Here is a 17,098-nt window from a genome sequence, read left to right as displayed (position 1 = left end):
ACGAACCACGGCCGCCAATGGCCGTGGCATGACTCGACCATTAAGAAGACTGGATGAAAACCCGCGACCGGATTCTCGAATGTGCCCTGCAGTTGTTCAATCAGAAGGGCGAACCGAACGTGTCCACCATGGAAGTGGCCAATGAAATGGGCATCAGCCCGGGTAATCTCTATTACCACTTCCATGGCAAGGAACCGCTGATCCTCGGGTTGTTCGAGCGCTTCCAGGCCGAGTTGACGCCCTTGCTCGATCCACCGTCCGATGTGGAACTGGCGCCCGAAGATTACTGGCTGTTCCTGCACCTGATCATCGAACGCCTGGCCCATTACCGGTTTCTGTTCCAGGACCTGTCGAACCTTGCCGGCCGCCTGCCGAAACTGGCCAAAGGGATACGCAACCTGCTCAACGCGTTGAAGCGCACACTGGCTTCATTGCTGGCACAGTTGAAAGCTCAAGGTCAGTTGGTCAGTGACACCCAGGCACTGGGGCAGCTAGTGGAACAAATCACCATGACGTTGCTGTTCTCGCTGGACTATCAGCGAATTCTCGACCGTGAAGGTGAAGTGCGACTGGTGGTTTATCAGATCATGATGCTGGTGGCGCCGCATTTGCTACCGCCGATCAAGGTTGCGACCGAGCGGTTGGCGCTCCAATATCTGGAAGAACACGAATAGAAATGTGGGAGCGGGCTTGCTCGCGAAAGCGGTGTGTCAGTCGACATCAATGTTGAATGATGAACCGCTTTCGCGAGCAAGCCCGCTCCCACATTGAAACTACGGCGTGTTCTAGAACCGTGCGCAAACAAAAACGCCCGACCTTTGCAGGGTCGGGCGTTTTTTTGAGCCCTGAAAATCAGGACTGACTGGTTGGCGTCGACGGAGCCGGCGCGGCAGTCTGGGTTACAGCAGGGGTCGGCGCAGCGGCGGAGTTCGCCGTGCTGACCGGGGTTGCCGGTTTGGCGGCAGCCGCTGCTGGTTTCGGTGCAGCCGCTTTCGGGGCTGCCGGCTTTTTCGCCGCTGGCTTCTTCGCTGCGGCGGGTTTGGCCGCTGCGGTTTTAGCTGCAGGTTTTGCGGCCGCTTTGGCTGCAGGTTTTGCCGCGGCAGTTTTGGTTGCCGGTTTAGCAGCAGCCTTGGCCAATGGTTTGGCTACGCTTTTGGCCGCTGGTTTGGCCGCCGCGGTTTTCGCCGCAACAGGCGCAACCTTGGCACCGGTGAGTTTTTCGATTTGCTTGGTCAGGGTATCGACCTTGCTATGCAGTGCCTTGACCTCATTGCGGCTCGGTACACCCAGGCGCGAAATGGCGCTGTTCAGACGCTTGTCGAAAGCCCCTTCCAGCTCATCCCATTTGCCCAGTGCGCGATCTTTCACGCCGCTGATGCGCGACTTGGCCGACGAAGCGGAGTCCTTGGCAGCATCGACTTTTTTGCCGACAGCGCTCTTGGTGAGCTTCTCGGCTTTCTCGCCGTCCTTAACCAATGTATCGAAGAGTTTGCTGCCGTCAGTGTCAATCTTCGAGTACACGCCTAAACCAGCCAGCCAGATCTTGCGGGAGTAGTCTTCGACCTTCCCGATCCACGAGCTGCCTTCTTTTTCAGTATTCTTTTTACCAGCCATCCCGTTCTCCTTAAGATTTACGCGCGACACGTTCGAGCAATGCCGTCAGCTCATCGAGCTTAGCAGAGAGTGTCTCAACGTCATGTTTAGACGGAATGCCGATACGATTCAAGGCACTTGCGATACGTGTATCGAAAGCCCTTTCGACTTTGTCGAGTTGAAGTTCGACTTTGCCTTTGAAAGTGCTCACTTCACTCTTGGCTTCATCGATTTCGGCATTGGCCGCTTCGAGCTTCTCATCGATAACTTTTTTACCTTTATTTTCAACAGCTTGACCAGCCTTGATCAACTCTTGAACGTACTCGCCACCCTCTTGGCCGACCCTGGTGTAAGCACCCAGACCAGCCAGCCAGATCTTGCGGGCATACGATTTGACGTCGCCCAGGGCGTTAGTCTCAACGTCGACTTTTTTCTTCAAAATAACTTTGGCCATGGTGCACCTCACGCGCAGAAGGGTCGAGGAACTGCCCACAAAAAGTCGGGCGCAGGCACAAAGTAGTGAGAATAATTAGAAACGGCACCCTAACAAGCAACATAAACTTTTGGGCACACCACAAACAAATGTGGGAGCGAGCCTGCTCGCGAAGAGGCAGGCACATTCAACATTGATGTCGACTGAAAGACCGCTTTCGCGAGCAGGCTCGCTCCCACAGGGACCGCATTTCACAGAAGGAAGTGGATCAGGTCAGTGCTTTATCGAGGGCCCTTTCGATTTCCGATTTGATGGTGCCGCTCATGGCGGACATCAACAGGCCCAGTTCGACATCGACCTTGATCGAGTCCTCACCCACATACACGGCCCCTTTTACACCCGAGCGTCTGAGATTCAGGGTGTCGCCGGACCACTGCGGTTCCAGGCCATATTGTTCGGACAGTTTCTGCGCCAGCTTGTCGGCTTTCTCGCGGGCCGCTTCCTTACCCAGGCCGTGGGTACGCTCAACACTAATACGGGCCATCGAATGACTCCTGCTTTATGAATACTTCCTGAAGATCTTGACCGTTACTGCGTCAAAACGTCCCGGTGATTGCCTATCTTACCTTCAGCCTTGCCAAGACAAAGCAGGCCACCGGGATTAGAATGTCCCGCATTCTCTTTTGGTGACAGCGATATGACTGATCAGCGCAAAGGCAGCGATGCCGAACCCACCACTCACTTCGGCTTCAAAAACGTTCCGGAAAGCCAGAAAGCGGAAAAAGTCGCTGAGGTTTTCCACTCGGTAGCCGCCAGGTATGACCTGATGAACGACCTCCTGTCGGGCGGCATGCACCGTCTGTGGAAGCGTTTCGCGATCGAGCTGTCGGGCGTGCGTACCGGTAACCGCGTGCTGGACATCGCCGGCGGCACTGGCGACCTGACCCGCAAGTTCTCGCACCTTGTGGGACCGACTGGTCAGGTAGTGTTGGCCGACATCAACGAATCCATGCTCAAGGTCGGTCGTGACCGCCTGCTGGATCTGGGTGTGTCCGGCAACGTCGAATTCGTCCAGGCCGACGCTGAAAAGCTGCCGTTCCCGGACAACCATTTCGATTGCGTCACCATCGCCTTCGGCCTGCGCAACGTCACGCACAAAGAAGACGCCCTGCGCTCGATGCTGCGCGTGCTGAAACCGGGCGGCCGTTTGCTGGTACTGGAGTTCTCCAAGCCAACCAACGCGCTGATGTCCAAAGCCTACGACGCCTACTCGTTCGCCTTCATGCCGCTGATGGGCAAGCTGATCACCAACGACTCGGAAAGCTATCGCTACCTGGCCGAATCGATCCGCATGCACCCAAATCAGGAAACCCTGAAGTCGATGATGGTCGAGGCCGGTTTCGACCGCGTGACCTACCACAACATGACCGCAGGCATCGTCGCCCTGCACCGTGGCATCAAGCCCTGATGTGGCTGGCCGGCCTGCTTGCCAGCGTTGAGCTCGGCCTGAACCGGGTGCTGCGTCTCGACAGCACGGCGCTGCCGCGGCTGGCGCATTTGAGTGGCAAGGTGATTGCCGTCGACTGTCGCAGCCCGGCGTTGCAACTGTTCATTTTGCCCAGCGATGAAGGCCTGATGCTCGCCTCCCAGTGGGAGACCGGTGCCGATTGCACCTTGCGCGCACCGGCCTCAAGCCTGCTGAAACTGGCGACGAGCAAGGACAAGACTGCGGTTCTGCATGCCCCGCAAGTCGAACTCGACGGCGACAGTGGCGTGCTGCTGGAACTGGCGGCGATCCTTCAGGACCTCGAACTGGACTGGGAGTACGAACTCGCACGCGTGCTGGGACCTGTGGCCACGCAACTGGTCGGCGGTCATCTACGCACTCGCGCACGCTGGTATCAGCAAGGGTTCGCCAGCCTGAACCAGAATCTTGGCGAGTACCTGGCCGAAGAATCGCGCGCCCTCGTCGGTCAGCGCGAAGCTGATGCCCGTTTTAATGAACTGGACCAGATCAAGCTCGATCTGGAACGTCTCGAGGCGCGTTTCGAGCGCCTTTCCCGATCCCTCGACCCAAGCGATAACGCATGAAGCTGCTTGCCGTCCGCCGTTTGTTGCGCATCCAGCGCGTCGTGATCCGCTACCGCCTCGATGACCTGCTGTTCGCCCTGCCGCTACCCTGGTTTCTGCTGGCGCTGCGCTATGCCTTGCCGTGGCGCTGGTTCCCGCGCAAGACGCTGGGCCTGAGCCGTGGCGCGCGATTGCGCCTGGCGTTTCAAGACCTTGGACCGATTTTCATCAAGTTCGGCCAGATCCTTTCGACGCGCCGCGACTTGCTGCCCGAAGACATCGCCGATGAACTGATGAAGCTGCAGGACCGCGTGCCGCCGTTCGACTCGCAAGTGTCGATCCGGCTGATCGAAGAGCAGCTTGGCAAAAAAATCAGCGAAGTCTTCAGCCGTTTCGACGTTGAACCGCTGGCCTCGGCCTCGGTGGCGCAAGTGCATGCCGCGCAGTTGAAAACCGGTGAAGAAGTCGTCGTCAAAGTGATCCGCCCGGGTCTCAAACCGATCATTGCCCAAGACCTGGCATGGCTGTTCATCCTCGCCCGCGCCGCCGAAAAGCTCTCGGCCGACGCTCGCTTGCTGCACCCGGTGGACGTGGTCAGCGACTACGAAAAAACCATCTACGACGAACTCGACCTGCTGCGCGAGGCGGCTAACGCCAGCCAGCTGAAGCGCAACTTCGAGGGCTCGCCGCTGCTCTATGTGCCGCAAGTCTATTGGGACTGGTGCCGGCCGAAAGTGCTGGTGATGGAGCGTATCTACGGGATTCAGGTCACCGACCTCGCGACCCTGGCCGACCAGCGCACCGACATGAAAATGCTCGCCGAGCGTGGCGTGGAGATCTTCTTCACCCAGGTGTTCCGCGACAGCTTCTTCCACGCCGACATGCACCCCGGCAACATCTTCGTCAGCACCGTGCAACCGTGGAGCCCGCAGTACATCGCGATCGACTGCGGCATCGTCGGCAGCCTGACCCCGGAAGACCAGGACTATCTGGCGCGCAACCTGTTCGCGTTCTTCAAGCGTGATTATCGGCGTGTCGCGCAGTTGCACATCGATTCGGGCTGGGTGCCGGCGGAAACCAAACTCAACGAATTCGAAGCAGCGATCCGTACCGTGTGCGAGCCGATCTTCGAAAAACCGTTAAAAGATATTTCGTTCGGCCAGGTGCTGATGCGCCTGTTCCAGACCGCTCGACGCTTCAACATGGAAGTGCAACCGCAGTTGGTGTTGCTGCAAAAAACCCTGTTGAACATCGAAGGCCTGGGCCGTCAGCTGTACCCGGACCTCGATCTATGGAACACAGCCCAACCGTTCCTCGAACGCTGGATGCGCGAGCGCGTCAGCCCCAAAGCCTTATTAGGCAACGTGCAGAGCCAGTTCGAGCAGATCCCGCATCTGGCCAACATGGCCCGCGACCTGCTCGAGCGCATGTCCCAGCCCCACGCCAACGACCCACCGCCCCCTTGGCACAAGCGCAAGGACGACTGGTTCCTGCGGTTGCTCGGCACCGCTCATTTGGCCGGAGGCACGATACTCGCCGCCGGTGGTCCGTTGAACGAACTGGGGCATTGGCCCGCCGCAATCATGGTGGCGGTCGGTTTGTATCTGGTCGTTCGCCGATAGCCAGCCGGGTGATCGGCTGGCACACTGTTTGAACGCTGAATTGAACGTCGGCCTCAACTATTGAAGTAGGGCCCGCTGTCGGAGTCGAAGATGAAAAACTGGCTGGACGAGATCAAGTGGGACGCCGATGGCCTCGTGCCGGCAATTGCCCAGGATCACAAGACCGGACGCGTCCTGATGATGGCCTGGATGAACCGTGAAGCGCTGGAACTGACCGCTGCCGAGAACCGCGCCATTTACTGGTCACGTTCCCGTGGCAAACTGTGGCGCAAGGGCGAAGAGTCCGGCCACGTGCAGACCCTGCATGAGATGCGCCTGGACTGTGATGCCGACGTGATCATCCTGATGGTTGAGCAGATCGGCGACATCGCCTGCCATACCGGCCGTCAGAGCTGCTTTTACCGCGTCTTCGAGAACGGCGACTGGAAAACCGTCGACCCGGTGCTGAAAGACCCGCACGCTATCTACTCCGCAGGACACACACATGAGTGACACTCTGACCCGTCTGGCCCAGGTACTCGAAGAGCGCAAAGGCGCCGCTGCCGACAGCTCGTATGTCGCCAGTCTGTACCACAAGGGCTTGAACAAGATTCTGGAAAAAGTCGGCGAAGAGTCGGTCGAAACCATCATTGCCGCCAAGGATGCCGCCATCAGCGGTGACTGTAGCGATGTGATCTACGAGACCGCCGATTTGTGGTTCCACAGCATGGTCATGCTCGCCCAGTTAGGGCAGCATCCACAGGCTGTACTCGATGAACTGGACCGTCGCTTCGGTCTGTCCGGACACGCCGAGAAAGCCTCGCGTCCGTCCGCCTGAACAACTATTAGAGAGGAGCAGCAACATGGGCATTTTTGACTGGAAACACTGGGTCGTCATCCTGGTTGTCGTGGTGCTGGTGTTCGGCACCAAGAAGCTGAAGAACCTCGGCACTGACGTGGGCGAGTCGATCAAGGGCTTTCGTAAAGCCATGAACGACGACGAGAAACCGGCCGATCCGACGGTGACCCCGGCCCAACCGGTGCCACCTGTTCAGCCACAGGCCACACAGTCCGTGAACCCGCCGCACACCATCGACGTGCAGGCGCAAAAAGTCGAAGAGCCGATCCGCAAAGACGTGTGAGCACTGACTAATGTTTGGTATCAGCTTCCCTGAACTGCTGCTCGTCGGCCTCGTGGCCCTGCTGGTGCTGGGCCCCGAGCGTCTGCCGGGTGCTGCACGCACCGCTGGCCTGTGGGTCGGGCGGCTGAAGCGCAGCTTCAACGCGATCAAACAGGAAGTTGAACGTGAAATCGGTGCCGACGAGATCCGCCGGCAACTGCACAACGAGCACATTCTGTCCCTGGAGCAGGAGGCGCGGAAGATCTTCACGCCAACTCAACAGGAGCCGACGCCGGTGGAACCTGTCGCGACGCAGACTATTCATGCGCCGGTGGCTGAGGCTATGCCGATGGTTGCAACGGCTGAACCTGCTACTCCAGTAGAACCTGCTCCTCCTGCGGCTACGCCTGTTGCGCCAGCCCCTCACGATCCAACATTGCCGCCGCGAGCCCCATGAGCGAACTTCCGGAAAACGACCAGCACATGCCGCTGGTTTCGCACCTCACCGAGTTGCGCACTCGCCTGCTGCGTTGTGTCGTGGCGGTGTTCATCATTTTTGCCGGGCTGTTCGCCTTCACCCAGCAGATCTACACCTTCGTCTCCACGCCGCTACGCCAGTATCTGCCGGCCGGTGCGACAATGATCGCCACCGACGTGTCGTCACCGTTCCTGACGCCGCTGAAACTGACCATGATGGTCTCGCTGTTCCTGGCGATCCCGGTGATCCTGCATCAGATCTGGGGCTTTATCGCACCGGGCCTGTACAAGCATGAAAAACGCATCGCCGTGCCCTTACTGGTATCGAGCATCATGCTCTTCTACGCCGGCATGGCGTTCGCCTATTACCTGGTGTTCCCGCTGATCTTCAAATTCTTCGCCGCCGCCACCCCGGCCGGCGTGGAGATGATGACCGACATCAGCAGCTACCTCGATTTCGTCATGACGCTGTTCTTCGCCTTCGGCGTGGCGTTCGAGATTCCGGTGGCCGTGGTGCTGCTGGTATGGATCGGCGTGGTCAACGTCGCCTACCTGAAGAAGATTCGTCCGTATGTGATCATCGGCTGCTTCGTGGTCGGCATGATCCTGACGCCGCCGGACATCTTCTCGCAGACCTTGTTGGCCGTACCGATGTGGCTGCTGTTCGAGATCGGCATCCTGTTCGGCAGCCTGATCAACAAGCGCGGCGAGCATCCGGACGACCAGCCGGCTGACGATCACAACGACCAGCCGCCAGCGACCCAAGCGTGAACCTGCTGCTCCTCGAAGAGGCCGACTTCATTGCGGCCGACCGGGTGATCCTGCGCGATCGCCGGTTGACTCATATGCAGGAAGTCCATCGCTCGGTGGTCGGCGACAGCATGCGCGTCGGGCGTATTGGTGGACTGATGGGCACAGCCGAGGTGCTGCGCCTGGACGCCGATGAAGCCGAGTTGCGCGTCACCCTCGACCAGCCGCCACCGGCCAAGCTGCCACTGACGTTGGTGCTGGCCCTGCCGCGACCGAAAATGCTCCGCCGGGTGTTTCAGACCGTGGCGGCCATGGGTGTGCCGCGCATCGTGCTGGTGAACAGCTATCGCGTCGAGAAGAGCTTCTGGCAAACCCCGTTCCTGGAACCCGAGGCGATTCGCGAGCAGTTGATCCTGGGTCTTGAACAGGCCCGGGACAGCGTCCTGCCGGAGGTCGTCATCGAGAAGCGCTTCAAGCCCTTTGTCGAAGACCGTCTGCCGGCCATTACCGAAGGCACCTTAGGCCTGGTCGGCCATCCCGGTAACTACCCGCCCTGCCCTCGTGGCCTGGACGAACCCGTGACCCTGGCCATCGGCCCCGAAGGCGGCTGGATTCCCTACGAAATCGATTTGCTGGGCAAGGCCGGCCTGCAACCGGTGCAACTCGGCGACCGCATCCTGCGGGTCGAAACCGCCGTCACTGCGCTGCTCTCTCGTTTGTTTTAACCCTTCCGGATCACACCTCCCCATGTAGGAGCTGCCGAAGGCTGCGATCTTTTGATTTTTAGAATCAAGATCAAAAGATCGCAGCCTTCGGCAGCTCCTACGGGATCGTACCTTGGCGCCTACAGAATGCCGTTTGCCGGCCGATACAGTTCCCATAAAACCGATTAGGTCCTAGGGGAGTTGCAGCATGTACCGATGGCTAGCCGAGAAACTGGGAAACGTAAGCGTCAATCGCAAACTGGGTATCGGCTTCGGTCTGGTGCTGCTTCTGACCTTGTTGATCACCTTCACCGGCTGGACAGGCCTGAGCGGTGTGATCAGCCGTGGCGATACGCTTGGGTTTATTTCCAGCCTCAATGAGCTGACCAAAGACCTGCGCCTCGCCCGCCTGGATTACGACACGCGCCGTGGCGAACAAGGCCCGGGCGCCGTCAACGAACTGATCGGCCAACTCGATACCGGCCTGAAAACCGCCCGCACGCTGATCGAACAGCCTGCCGACGTGGCGATGATCGACCAGCAATTGGCCGCCATCAGCGAGTACAAACGCGCCTTCGCCGACATGACACAGGCCACCGCCTCTCGCGAAGACGCTCGCAGCAAACTGGGCGCCACCGCCGATAATGCCGTGGCCCGTGTCGCTGAAGTCGAAAAATCCTTGTTGCAAGGCGACAGCGTCGCTCAGTTCAACAGCGTGATCGACCTGAGCAAGCTGATCCAGCAAGCGCGTTTCCAGGTCCGCGGTTACACCTACAGCGGCAAACCCGAGGCCGAACAGCCTGCGCTGGACGCCATCGGCAACGCTCTGAAAAACCTCGAAAGCCTGCCGTCTCAACTGCCGGAACAACACATCGCCAACCTGCAACAGGCGACCGACTCACTCAAAGCCTATCGCGCGGCCGTCAGCCAGTTCCGCGACTCCCAGGTCGCCAGCGCTGCCGCCCTCAAACGCATGGGCACGCAAGGCGACATTCTGCTCGACGTCAGCAAAAAGCTCACCGCCTCGCAAACCGTCGTGCGTGACACCGATGCGGCACACGCCAAAAACCTGCTGCTGATGGCCACCGTCCTGGCGTCGGCCTTTGGTTTGTTCGCGGCTTGGGCCATCACTCGCCAGATCGTCATTCCTTTGAGCCAGACCCTCAAAGTGGCCGAGCGTGTCGCCGCGGGCGATCTGACTCACAACCTGACTTCCGAACGCCAGGACGAACTGGGTCAGCTACAACGCGCCATGCAGAGCATGACCCTGGGCTTGCGGGAATTGATCGGCGGCATCAGCGATGGCGTGACCCAAATCGCCAGCGCCGCTGAAGAGCTGTCCGCCGTCACCGAGCAAACCAGCGCCGGGGTCAACAGCCAGAAGGTCGAGACCGATCAGGTGGCCACCGCCATGCACGAAATGACTGCCACCGTGCAGGAAGTCGCGCGCAACGCCGAAGAAGCCTCCGAAGCTGCCGTCGCCGCCGACCAACAGGCCCGCGAGGGTGACCGAGTGGTCGGCGAAGCCATCGCCCAGATCGAGCGCCTGGCCGTCGAAGTCGGCAACTCCACCGCCGCCATGGGCGACCTGAAACGCGAAAGCGACAAGATCGGCAGCGTGCTCGACGTGATCAAATCCGTGGCCCAGCAAACCAACCTGCTGGCGCTTAACGCCGCCATCGAAGCCGCCCGCGCCGGTGAAGCCGGGCGCGGTTTTGCCGTGGTCGCTGACGAAGTCCGCAGCCTGGCCCAGCGTACCCAGAAGTCCACCGAAGAAATCGAAGAGCTGATCGTCGGCCTGCAAACCGGCACTCAGCAAGTCGCGACCATCATGGACAACAGCCGCAGCCTGACCGACAGCAGCGTCGAACTGACCCGCCGCGCCGGCAGCTCGCTGGAAAGCATCACCCGCACCGTGTCGGCAATCCAGTCGATGAATCAGCAGATCGCCGCCGCTGCCGAGCAACAGAGCGCGGTGGCTGAAGAGATCAACCGTAGCGTGCTGAACGTGCGTAATGTGTCCGAGCAGACCTCGGCCGCCAGTGAAGAGACCGCGGCCTCCAGCGTCGAGCTGGCGCGGTTGGGGACGCATTTGCAGATGCTGGTGGGGCGATTCAAGGTTTAACACCGCGTAAAACGAAAAGATCGCAGCCTTCGGCAGCTCCTACAGGGTTATGTGTACACCTGTAGGAGCTGCCGAAGGCTGCGATCTTTTAGAAGCGCCCCGTTTCCTTCCGCAAGCGGGGCTTTTCGTTATGCCAACTGAGGCTGCACGCTCACAGGCTTGAGGGGCAATAGCGGCGCATGGGGATCGGCATCCACCGATGTGCGCCAGGCTTGCAGCCACTCGGCGTGGCCTTCGTTCCAGACTTGCTCATGCAAGCGACCCAGTGCCACCGGATCACTCAGCAGGGCCACGCGCTCGTCATTGGTCAGCCCGGCAGGCCCGACCTTCATCGCATGGCGAACCCGCTCGATGCGAAGCCATTCGATCGGCTCGGCCTGACGGTGACGGGACGTCGCCAGCGCACACGCCAAAGCGTTCTGCTGAGGATCGACCACCGACCGGACGAAGCCGTCGTTCAGTGCATGCCAACGGTTTTCGTGGGTGTACTGATCGGTCGCCAGCAACTCCTGTGGCGGAGAATATTCCTCAGGAATCAGGAACAGGCTTTCGTCACGGGACTTGAGGCCCAGACCGACACGACTCGAGATCACCGATACCGGGATCGACAGCATCAGCGAACCGACAATCGGCACCAGCCACCAGAGGAAGCTCGGGTTCAGCCAGATCACCAACAGCGCCCAGAAAAAGCCCAGCAAGGTTTGCGGACCGTGGCGTTTGACCGCTTCACTCCATGGCGTGGAGTCGTCGTCACGTTGCGGCGAGTTCCAGGTCGCAGCCCAGCCGAGAAACGCGGCAAGTACGAAACGGGTGTGGAAAATCATCCGCACCGGCGCCAGCAGCATGGAGAACAACATCTCCAGCAGCATCGACAGCGTCACCTTGAACTTGCCACCGAACTCTTTCGCGCCCTTGGCCCAGATCAGGATGATGCTCAGCAGTTTCGGCAGGAACAGCAGCACAATGGTCGTCGAGAACAACGCAATTGCCTTGTCCGGCTGCCATTGCGGCCACAGTGGATAGAGCTGACGCGGTTCCAGGAAGTATTGCGGCTCCATCAACGTGTTGACCGCAAGCAAGGCCGTCGACAACACCAGGAACAAGAACCACAACGGCGCAGACAGGTACGACATCACGCCGGTCAGGAACACCGCACGGTGCACTGGGTGCATGCCCTTGACCAGGAACAGCCGGAAGTTCATCAGGTTGCCGTGGCACCAGCGACGGTCGCGCTTGAGTTCGTCCAGGAGGTTCGGTGGCAGTTCTTCGTAACTGCCCGGCAAGTCGTAGGCAATCCATACGCCCCAGCCGGCACGGCGCATCAGCGCAGCTTCGACGAAGTCGTGGGACAGAATCGCACCGGCAAACGCGCCTTTACCGGGCAACGGCGCCAGGGCGCAGTGCTCGATGAACGGCTTCATGCGGATAATCGCGTTGTGACCCCAGTAGTGGGATTCGCCCAACTGCCAGAAGTGCAGACCTGCGGTGAACAGCGGACCGTACACACGGGTTGCGAACTGCTGCATACGCGCATAAAGGGTATCCATGCCCGACGCACGCGGCGCGGTCTGGATGATCCCGGCGTCCGGCGTGGCTTCCATCAGGCGCACCAGACTGCTCAGGCATTCACCGCTCATCACGCTGTCGGCGTCGAGCACGACCATGTACTTGTAGTCACCGCCCCAACGACGGCAGAAGTCGTCGAGGTTGCCGCTTTTACGTTTTACGCGGCGGCGGCGACGACGATAGAAGATCTTGCCGAAGCCTTTGCCTTCACGGCAGACGTCCAGCCAGGCCTGCTGCTCGGCAACGCAGATGTCGGCGTCGTTACTGTCGCTGAGTACGAAAAAGTCGAAGCGATCCAGGTTACCCGAGGCCGCAACCGATTCGAAGGTCGCCCGCAAACCGGCGAACACCCGCGGCACGTCTTCGTTGCAGATCGGCATTACCAGTGCGGTGCGTGCGTCCTTGGCGATCGGCTCGTTGCCGGCGCTGGCGCCGGAAATGCGGTACTTGTCACGGCCGGTGATCAACTCGAGGAAGCCCATCAGCGCGGTCCAGAAGCCCGCCGAGACCCAGCAAAACAGAATCCCGAACATAATCAGAATGCTGGTTTGCAAGGCATATGGCAGCACTTGCGTGGCAGTTTGGGTCAGAGGTTGATGCAGGACTTCTTCAAGATCGACGAACGACCAGCCCTGGTACGGCATGATGCCTTTCATGTACCAGCCGGCGACGATTGTCTGACCGAGCATCAGCACCAGCAGAATGTAACGGCGAATCGAACCGACGGTGCGCCAGCGAGCCGCCGGCAGCACGTTCTCATCTTTGGGCGGGGCCGGCGGATTGGTGCGACCGGTCAGCCGACGCCAGCCACGCACCAGAATGTTGGTGCGCCACGGCTCGGGCACGACTTTGGTCCGGCGGATTGGCGGGGTTGCCTTGAGGCAAACCCGACCACTGGCGTCGAGCACCAGCATTTGCGCATCCGCCAGTTCTTCGGCGGAGTTCAGGGTCAGGCGCCGGCCGACCGAGGCTTGAGCAGCCTCGGTCGGCGCGTCGAACGTCGAGGACGACAGACGTTCGTGCAGTTCACTGAAAGACTTGCAGCCCGCGAGTTCCGCGCGCTGCTTGTCGCTCATCGGCAAATGCGCCAGGTACTCGGCAAGCGTTTGTGGCTGTACGTGTGAATTACTCATCGGCGGGCAACTGATAGCTCCAGGTCTCGGTCAGGACTTGTTCAGTCGGTGCCGATTCCGTTGTGGCTGGGGCCGCTTCGGCAGCGACAGGCTGCTTGGCGTCATTGTTGTCCTTGTTTTCCTTGGTATCCTTGACTTGCTGGGCCTGGGCGTGTGCTTCAACCTGCTTGTCCTTCTTCTCCTGCTGGCGGGCGGCGATCTTGTCGGCCTTGGCAACGGAAGAACTGGACGCTGGCGCCGCGGTCTTGAGCGCCTCGGCAGGCGAGATGTGCTTGACCAGCGCAGCCCGCATTTCGGTGGCCTTGCTCGGATCCTTGATCTTCATCCGCAAAGTCAGGCGCCAGCCCTTGGTTTCAGGGTTGTAACGGACGCTGTTCTCGACCAGTTCTGCGTTGTCGCCAACACTCACCTGGCTGCGCACTTCAGCATCTTCCGGCAGGACTTGCAGGGACGGGCCTTCGAAATCCACCAGATAGGCCACGCTGCCGTCCGGCTGACGAATCAGGTTCGACTGCTTGACGTCACCCGTGGAACGCAGGGTCTGTTGAACCCAGGCGCTGTCCGGCGAATGCAAGGAGGCTTCGTCGAGGGTCCAGTGCATGCGGTAGGCAACGTCCAGGGACTGGCCAGGCTCAGGCAGTTTTTCCGGGCTCCAGAAAGCGACGATATTGTCGTTGGTTTCGTCGGCCGTAGGAATCTCTACCAGATCGACGGAGCCTTTACCCCAATCGCCTTTGGGTTCGATCCAGGCACTTGGGCGCTTGTCGTAGCGGTCATCGAGGTCTTCGTAGTGACTGAAGTCACGGCCACGTTGCAGCAAGCCGAAACCGCGCGGGTTCTCGATCGAGAAGTTGCTCACGGATAAGTGTTTCGGATTGTTCAGTGGGCGCCAGATCCATTCGCCGTTGCCGGCATGGATCGACAGGCCGCTGGAATCGTGCAGTTCGCGACGGTAGTTCAGCACTTTCGACGGCTGGTTGGCGCCGAACAGGAACATGCTGGTCAGCGGCGCAACGCCGAGTTTGGTGACCTTGTCACGCAGGAACATCCTGGCCTTGACGTCGACGACCGTGTCGCTGCCCGGACGCACGGTCAGGCGATAGGCACCGGTGGCACGCGGCGAATCCAGCAGGGCGAAGATCACCAGGTGCTTGTCGCCCGGCTTCGGCTGTTGGATCCAGAACTCGGTGAAGCGCGGGAACTCTTCGCCGGATGGCAACGCGGTATCAATGGCCATGCCGCGAGCGGAGAGCCCGTAGGTCTGCCCCTTGCCGATGACGCGGAAGTAGCTCGCGCCGAGCATGGTCATGATTTCGTCTTGCTTGTCGGCCTTGTTGATCGGGTACAGCACACGGAAACCGGCATAACCCAGCTGTTCGGTGGCTTTAGGATCGAACTTCACGTCGCCGAAATCGAAACGACTTGGGTCGTATTTGATCTCTTCGACGGTGTTGGCCGTGATTTCGTTGATTTTCACCGGCGTATCGAAGTGCATGCCCTGGTGATAGAACGAAAGCTTGAAGGGGGTTTTCTGGTTCGCCCATTCGGCTTTTTCCGTGAGGAACCGAATTTTTTGATAGTCCGCGAATTTCATCTCGCGAAATTCATTCGGCAGGTTACTGCGCGGGGCTTCGTACTTTTGCCCGGCCAGCTCTTTTGCCTTGACCGATACGTCATCCAGATTGAATGCCCAAAGTTGGCCGGCGCTGAACAGGCAGAGCAGTGCAGAGCCTGCTACCAGAGCGCTTCGAAACCGTTTGGCAGACAATTTTGGTGCATTACAGGGACTAACAATCACGAGCAACCCTCGCCGAAAACAGATCAAAAAACCAACGGCCAGTTAAAGTGCCAGCACGGTGAGCGGTGGAAAAAAACCGACCCTGCGAACCACTCTTGCCAAGTTGGCGAGCATTGTTCCGACTCCTATGGGGCAAAATGATTCCCCAACAGGTACCGGACAAGTCTCTACCTAAGTCAAAACGGACCAACGAACGCTGATCCCCGTAGCGCGCGATTATCTAGTAGGCCGCGTTACAACGCATCAGGTGGAACCAAGTATTTATCGGGAAAAGCCTCTGTTTTCAGCCGAAATGCCCTTAAAAAGATGTTTCAAGCGCTTTCACGTCTGTAACAGGAAGGTTACCGGGCCATCATTGACCAGGTGCACCTGCATATCCGCGCCGAATCTACCTGATGCCACAGTGCCATGCATCTGTTTCGCTTTGCCTGTTAGATAGTCGAACAGCTCCTCACCCAAATCCGGAGGAGCCGCAGTCGAAAAACTGGGGCGCAACCCGTTTTTGGTGTCGGCGGCCAAGGTGAACTGCGAGACCAACAGCAACCCGCCGCCTACGTCCGCCAGGGACAGATTCATCTTGCCCTCGGCGTCACTGAATACTCGATAGTTAAGCAGTTTATGCAGAAGTTTGTCGGCGCTGGCCCGAGTATCGCCGGGCTCGACTGCGACCAACACCAGCAACCCCTGATCGATCGCGCCAACCACCTCCCCCGCAACCTCGACTCGCGCGCCACGCACGCGTTGCAGCAGGCCTTTCATGCTTCGTCAGGCGACAAGTCGAGCATACGACGGGCCATCAGATCAGCGGCGCGTACCAAGGCATCGGTGATACCTGTTTCGGACGCCGCATGGCCGGCGTCGCGAATCACCTGCAATTCGCTGTTCGGCCACGCCTGATGCAGTTCCCAGGCGTTGTCCAACGGACAGATCACGTCATAGCGACCATGGACGATAACGCCGGGCAGGTGGGCGATCTTGGCCATGTCACGAATCAGTTGGTTCGGCTCGAGGAAAGCATTGTTGGTGAAGTAGTGGCACTCGATACGGGCGATGGACAACGCACGCTGAGGCTCGGAGAAACGGTCGACCACCAGCGGATTTGGCCGCAGGGTCGCGGTGCGTCCTTCCCACATGGACCAGGCTTTGGCCGCATGCATTTGGGCGATCTGATCGTTGCCGACCAGGCGTTTATGGAACGCCGAGAGCAAGTCGTGACGTTCGTCCTGCGGGATCGGCGCGATGTAGTCCTGCCAGTAATCAGGAAACAGACGACTGGCGCCACACTGGTAGAACCACTCGATTTCCTGGGGACGGCAAAGAAAAATCCCGCGCAGAATCAAACCGTGCACGCGCTCCGGATGGGTTTGCGCGTAGGCCAGGGCCAGGGTCGAACCCCAGGAGCCGCCGAACAGCACCCATTTGTCGATGCCCAGGTGTTTGCGAATCCGCTCGAGGTCGGCGACCAGATCCCAGGTGGTGTTGTTTTCCAGGCTGGCGTGGGGCGTGGAGCGACCGCAACCGCGCTGGTCGAAGGTGACAATGCGATACAGGTTCGGATCAAAATACCGGCGGCTCTGGGCATCACATCCGGCGCCGGGGCCGCCGTGGATGAACACCACCGGCAAACCTTCCGGCGAACCGCTTTCGTCGACGTACAGCGTGTGGGTTTTATCGACGGCCAGATCGTGCCGGGCGTGGGGTTTGATCTGCGGGTACAAAGTCTGCAT

The 17,098-nt window shown here is 59.7% G+C and carries 18 protein-coding genes; 11 read left to right on the top strand and 7 right to left on the bottom strand.

All coding sequences use genetic code 11. The features are described 5' to 3' along the window. Positions 1–53 precede the first annotated feature (53 nt). Positions 54–674, top strand: coding sequence for a TetR/AcrR family transcriptional regulator (locus tag ACYZT2_RS03155; protein WP_461970053.1), 621 nt, complete (start codon positions 54–56; stop codon positions 672–674). 178 nt (positions 675–852) lie between these two features. Here ACYZT2_RS03155 and ACYZT2_RS03150 read toward each other — a convergent pair whose 3' ends face one another. The 3 genes from ACYZT2_RS03150 to ACYZT2_RS03140 form a co-directional block, all read right to left on the bottom strand. Continuing rightward, the gene (locus ACYZT2_RS03150) at positions 853–1,614 is read right to left on the bottom strand and encodes a phasin family protein (protein WP_461970051.1); all 762 of its coding nucleotides are present in this window, start codon (positions 1,612–1,614) and stop codon (positions 853–855) included. Positions 1,615–1,624: 10 nt separating this feature from the next. Further along, entirely contained in the window at positions 1,625–2,047 is a 423-nt protein-coding gene (locus ACYZT2_RS03145; protein WP_253546992.1) for a phasin family protein, read from the bottom strand. Positions 2,048–2,294: 247 nt separating this feature from the next. Further along, a complete protein-coding gene (locus tag ACYZT2_RS03140; RefSeq protein WP_461970049.1) occupies positions 2,295–2,570 on the bottom strand; it encodes a polyhydroxyalkanoic acid system family protein in 276 nt (91 codons plus the stop codon). 153 nt (positions 2,571–2,723) lie between these two features. Here ACYZT2_RS03140 and ubiE point away from each other — a divergent pair, with 153 nt between their 5' ends. The 10 genes from ubiE (at position 2,724) to ACYZT2_RS03090 (ending at position 10,874) form a co-directional block, all read left to right on the top strand. After that, entirely contained in the window at positions 2,724–3,494 is a 771-nt protein-coding gene (ubiE, locus tag ACYZT2_RS03135; protein WP_461970047.1) for a bifunctional demethylmenaquinone methyltransferase/2-methoxy-6-polyprenyl-1,4-benzoquinol methylase UbiE, read from the top strand. After that, positions 3,494–4,117 (top strand): ubiquinone biosynthesis accessory factor UbiJ, encoded by a 624-nt coding sequence (locus ACYZT2_RS03130; protein ID WP_461970045.1) that lies wholly within the window; start codon positions 3,494–3,496, stop codon positions 4,115–4,117. The genes ubiE and ACYZT2_RS03130 overlap by 1 nt, the downstream gene beginning before the upstream one ends. Further along, positions 4,114–5,718 carry a ubiquinone biosynthesis regulatory protein kinase UbiB gene (gene ubiB, locus ACYZT2_RS03125; protein ID WP_461970043.1) on the top strand — a complete coding sequence of 535 codons (1,605 nt, stop codon included), beginning with the start codon at positions 4,114–4,116 and terminating at the stop codon, positions 5,716–5,718. Before ACYZT2_RS03130 ends, ubiB begins: the two co-directional genes overlap by 4 nt. Before the next feature lie 90 nt (positions 5,719–5,808). Next, on the top strand, positions 5,809–6,210 hold the full coding sequence (gene hisI, locus ACYZT2_RS03120; protein ID WP_007899278.1) for a phosphoribosyl-AMP cyclohydrolase: 402 nt from the start codon (positions 5,809–5,811) through the stop codon (positions 6,208–6,210). Next, positions 6,203–6,535, top strand: a complete 333-nt coding sequence (locus tag ACYZT2_RS03115) for a phosphoribosyl-ATP diphosphatase (RefSeq protein WP_007899279.1) — start codon at positions 6,203–6,205, stop codon at positions 6,533–6,535. The genes hisI and ACYZT2_RS03115 overlap by 8 nt, the downstream gene beginning before the upstream one ends. A 25-nt stretch (positions 6,536–6,560) precedes the next feature. Next, entirely contained in the window at positions 6,561–6,839 is a 279-nt protein-coding gene (locus ACYZT2_RS03110; protein ID WP_461970039.1) for a twin-arginine translocase TatA/TatE family subunit, read from the top strand. Between the two features lie 10 nt (positions 6,840–6,849). Continuing rightward, positions 6,850–7,275, top strand: coding sequence for a Sec-independent protein translocase protein TatB (tatB, locus tag ACYZT2_RS03105; protein WP_461970037.1), 426 nt, complete (start codon positions 6,850–6,852; stop codon positions 7,273–7,275). After that, complete coding sequence (gene tatC / locus ACYZT2_RS03100; RefSeq protein ID WP_461970035.1) at positions 7,272–8,066, top strand: twin-arginine translocase subunit TatC; 795 nt, start codon at positions 7,272–7,274, stop codon at positions 8,064–8,066. The genes tatB and tatC overlap by 4 nt, the downstream gene beginning before the upstream one ends. Beyond that, the gene (locus ACYZT2_RS03095; RefSeq protein WP_461970033.1) at positions 8,063–8,770 is read left to right on the top strand and encodes a 16S rRNA (uracil(1498)-N(3))-methyltransferase; all 708 of its coding nucleotides are present in this window, start codon (positions 8,063–8,065) and stop codon (positions 8,768–8,770) included. The genes tatC and ACYZT2_RS03095 overlap by 4 nt, the downstream gene beginning before the upstream one ends. A 187-nt stretch (positions 8,771–8,957) precedes the next feature. Beyond that, positions 8,958–10,874: a methyl-accepting chemotaxis protein gene (locus ACYZT2_RS03090; protein ID WP_461970031.1), complete on the top strand. Its 1,917-nt coding sequence runs from the start codon at positions 8,958–8,960 to the stop codon at positions 10,872–10,874. Between the two features lie 128 nt (positions 10,875–11,002). On the opposite strand, the gene mdoH is transcribed toward ACYZT2_RS03090, so the two are convergent. The 4 genes from mdoH to pip all read right to left on the bottom strand — a co-directional run bounded on the left by mdoH (position 11,003) and on the right by pip (position 17,098). After that, entirely contained in the window at positions 11,003–13,573 is a 2,571-nt protein-coding gene (mdoH, locus tag ACYZT2_RS03085; protein WP_461970029.1) for a glucans biosynthesis glucosyltransferase MdoH, read from the bottom strand. Further along, entirely contained in the window at positions 13,566–15,371 is a 1,806-nt protein-coding gene (locus tag ACYZT2_RS03080) for a glucan biosynthesis protein G (protein ID WP_461970027.1), read from the bottom strand. The genes mdoH and ACYZT2_RS03080 overlap by 8 nt, the downstream gene beginning before the upstream one ends. A 321-nt stretch (positions 15,372–15,692) precedes the next feature. Continuing rightward, positions 15,693–16,130, bottom strand: a complete 438-nt coding sequence (gene dtd, locus ACYZT2_RS03075) for a D-aminoacyl-tRNA deacylase (RefSeq protein ID WP_461970025.1) — start codon at positions 16,128–16,130, stop codon at positions 15,693–15,695. Next, positions 16,127–17,098 (bottom strand): prolyl aminopeptidase, encoded by a 972-nt coding sequence (gene pip / locus ACYZT2_RS03070; protein ID WP_008068824.1) that lies wholly within the window; start codon positions 17,096–17,098, stop codon positions 16,127–16,129. The genes dtd and pip overlap by 4 nt, the downstream gene beginning before the upstream one ends.

It is taken from the genome of Pseudomonas sp. MDT1-85 (assembly GCF_054898065.1).
Note: the sequence above shows the minus strand (reverse complement) of the source record. Positions and strands in the feature narration are given on the sequence as shown.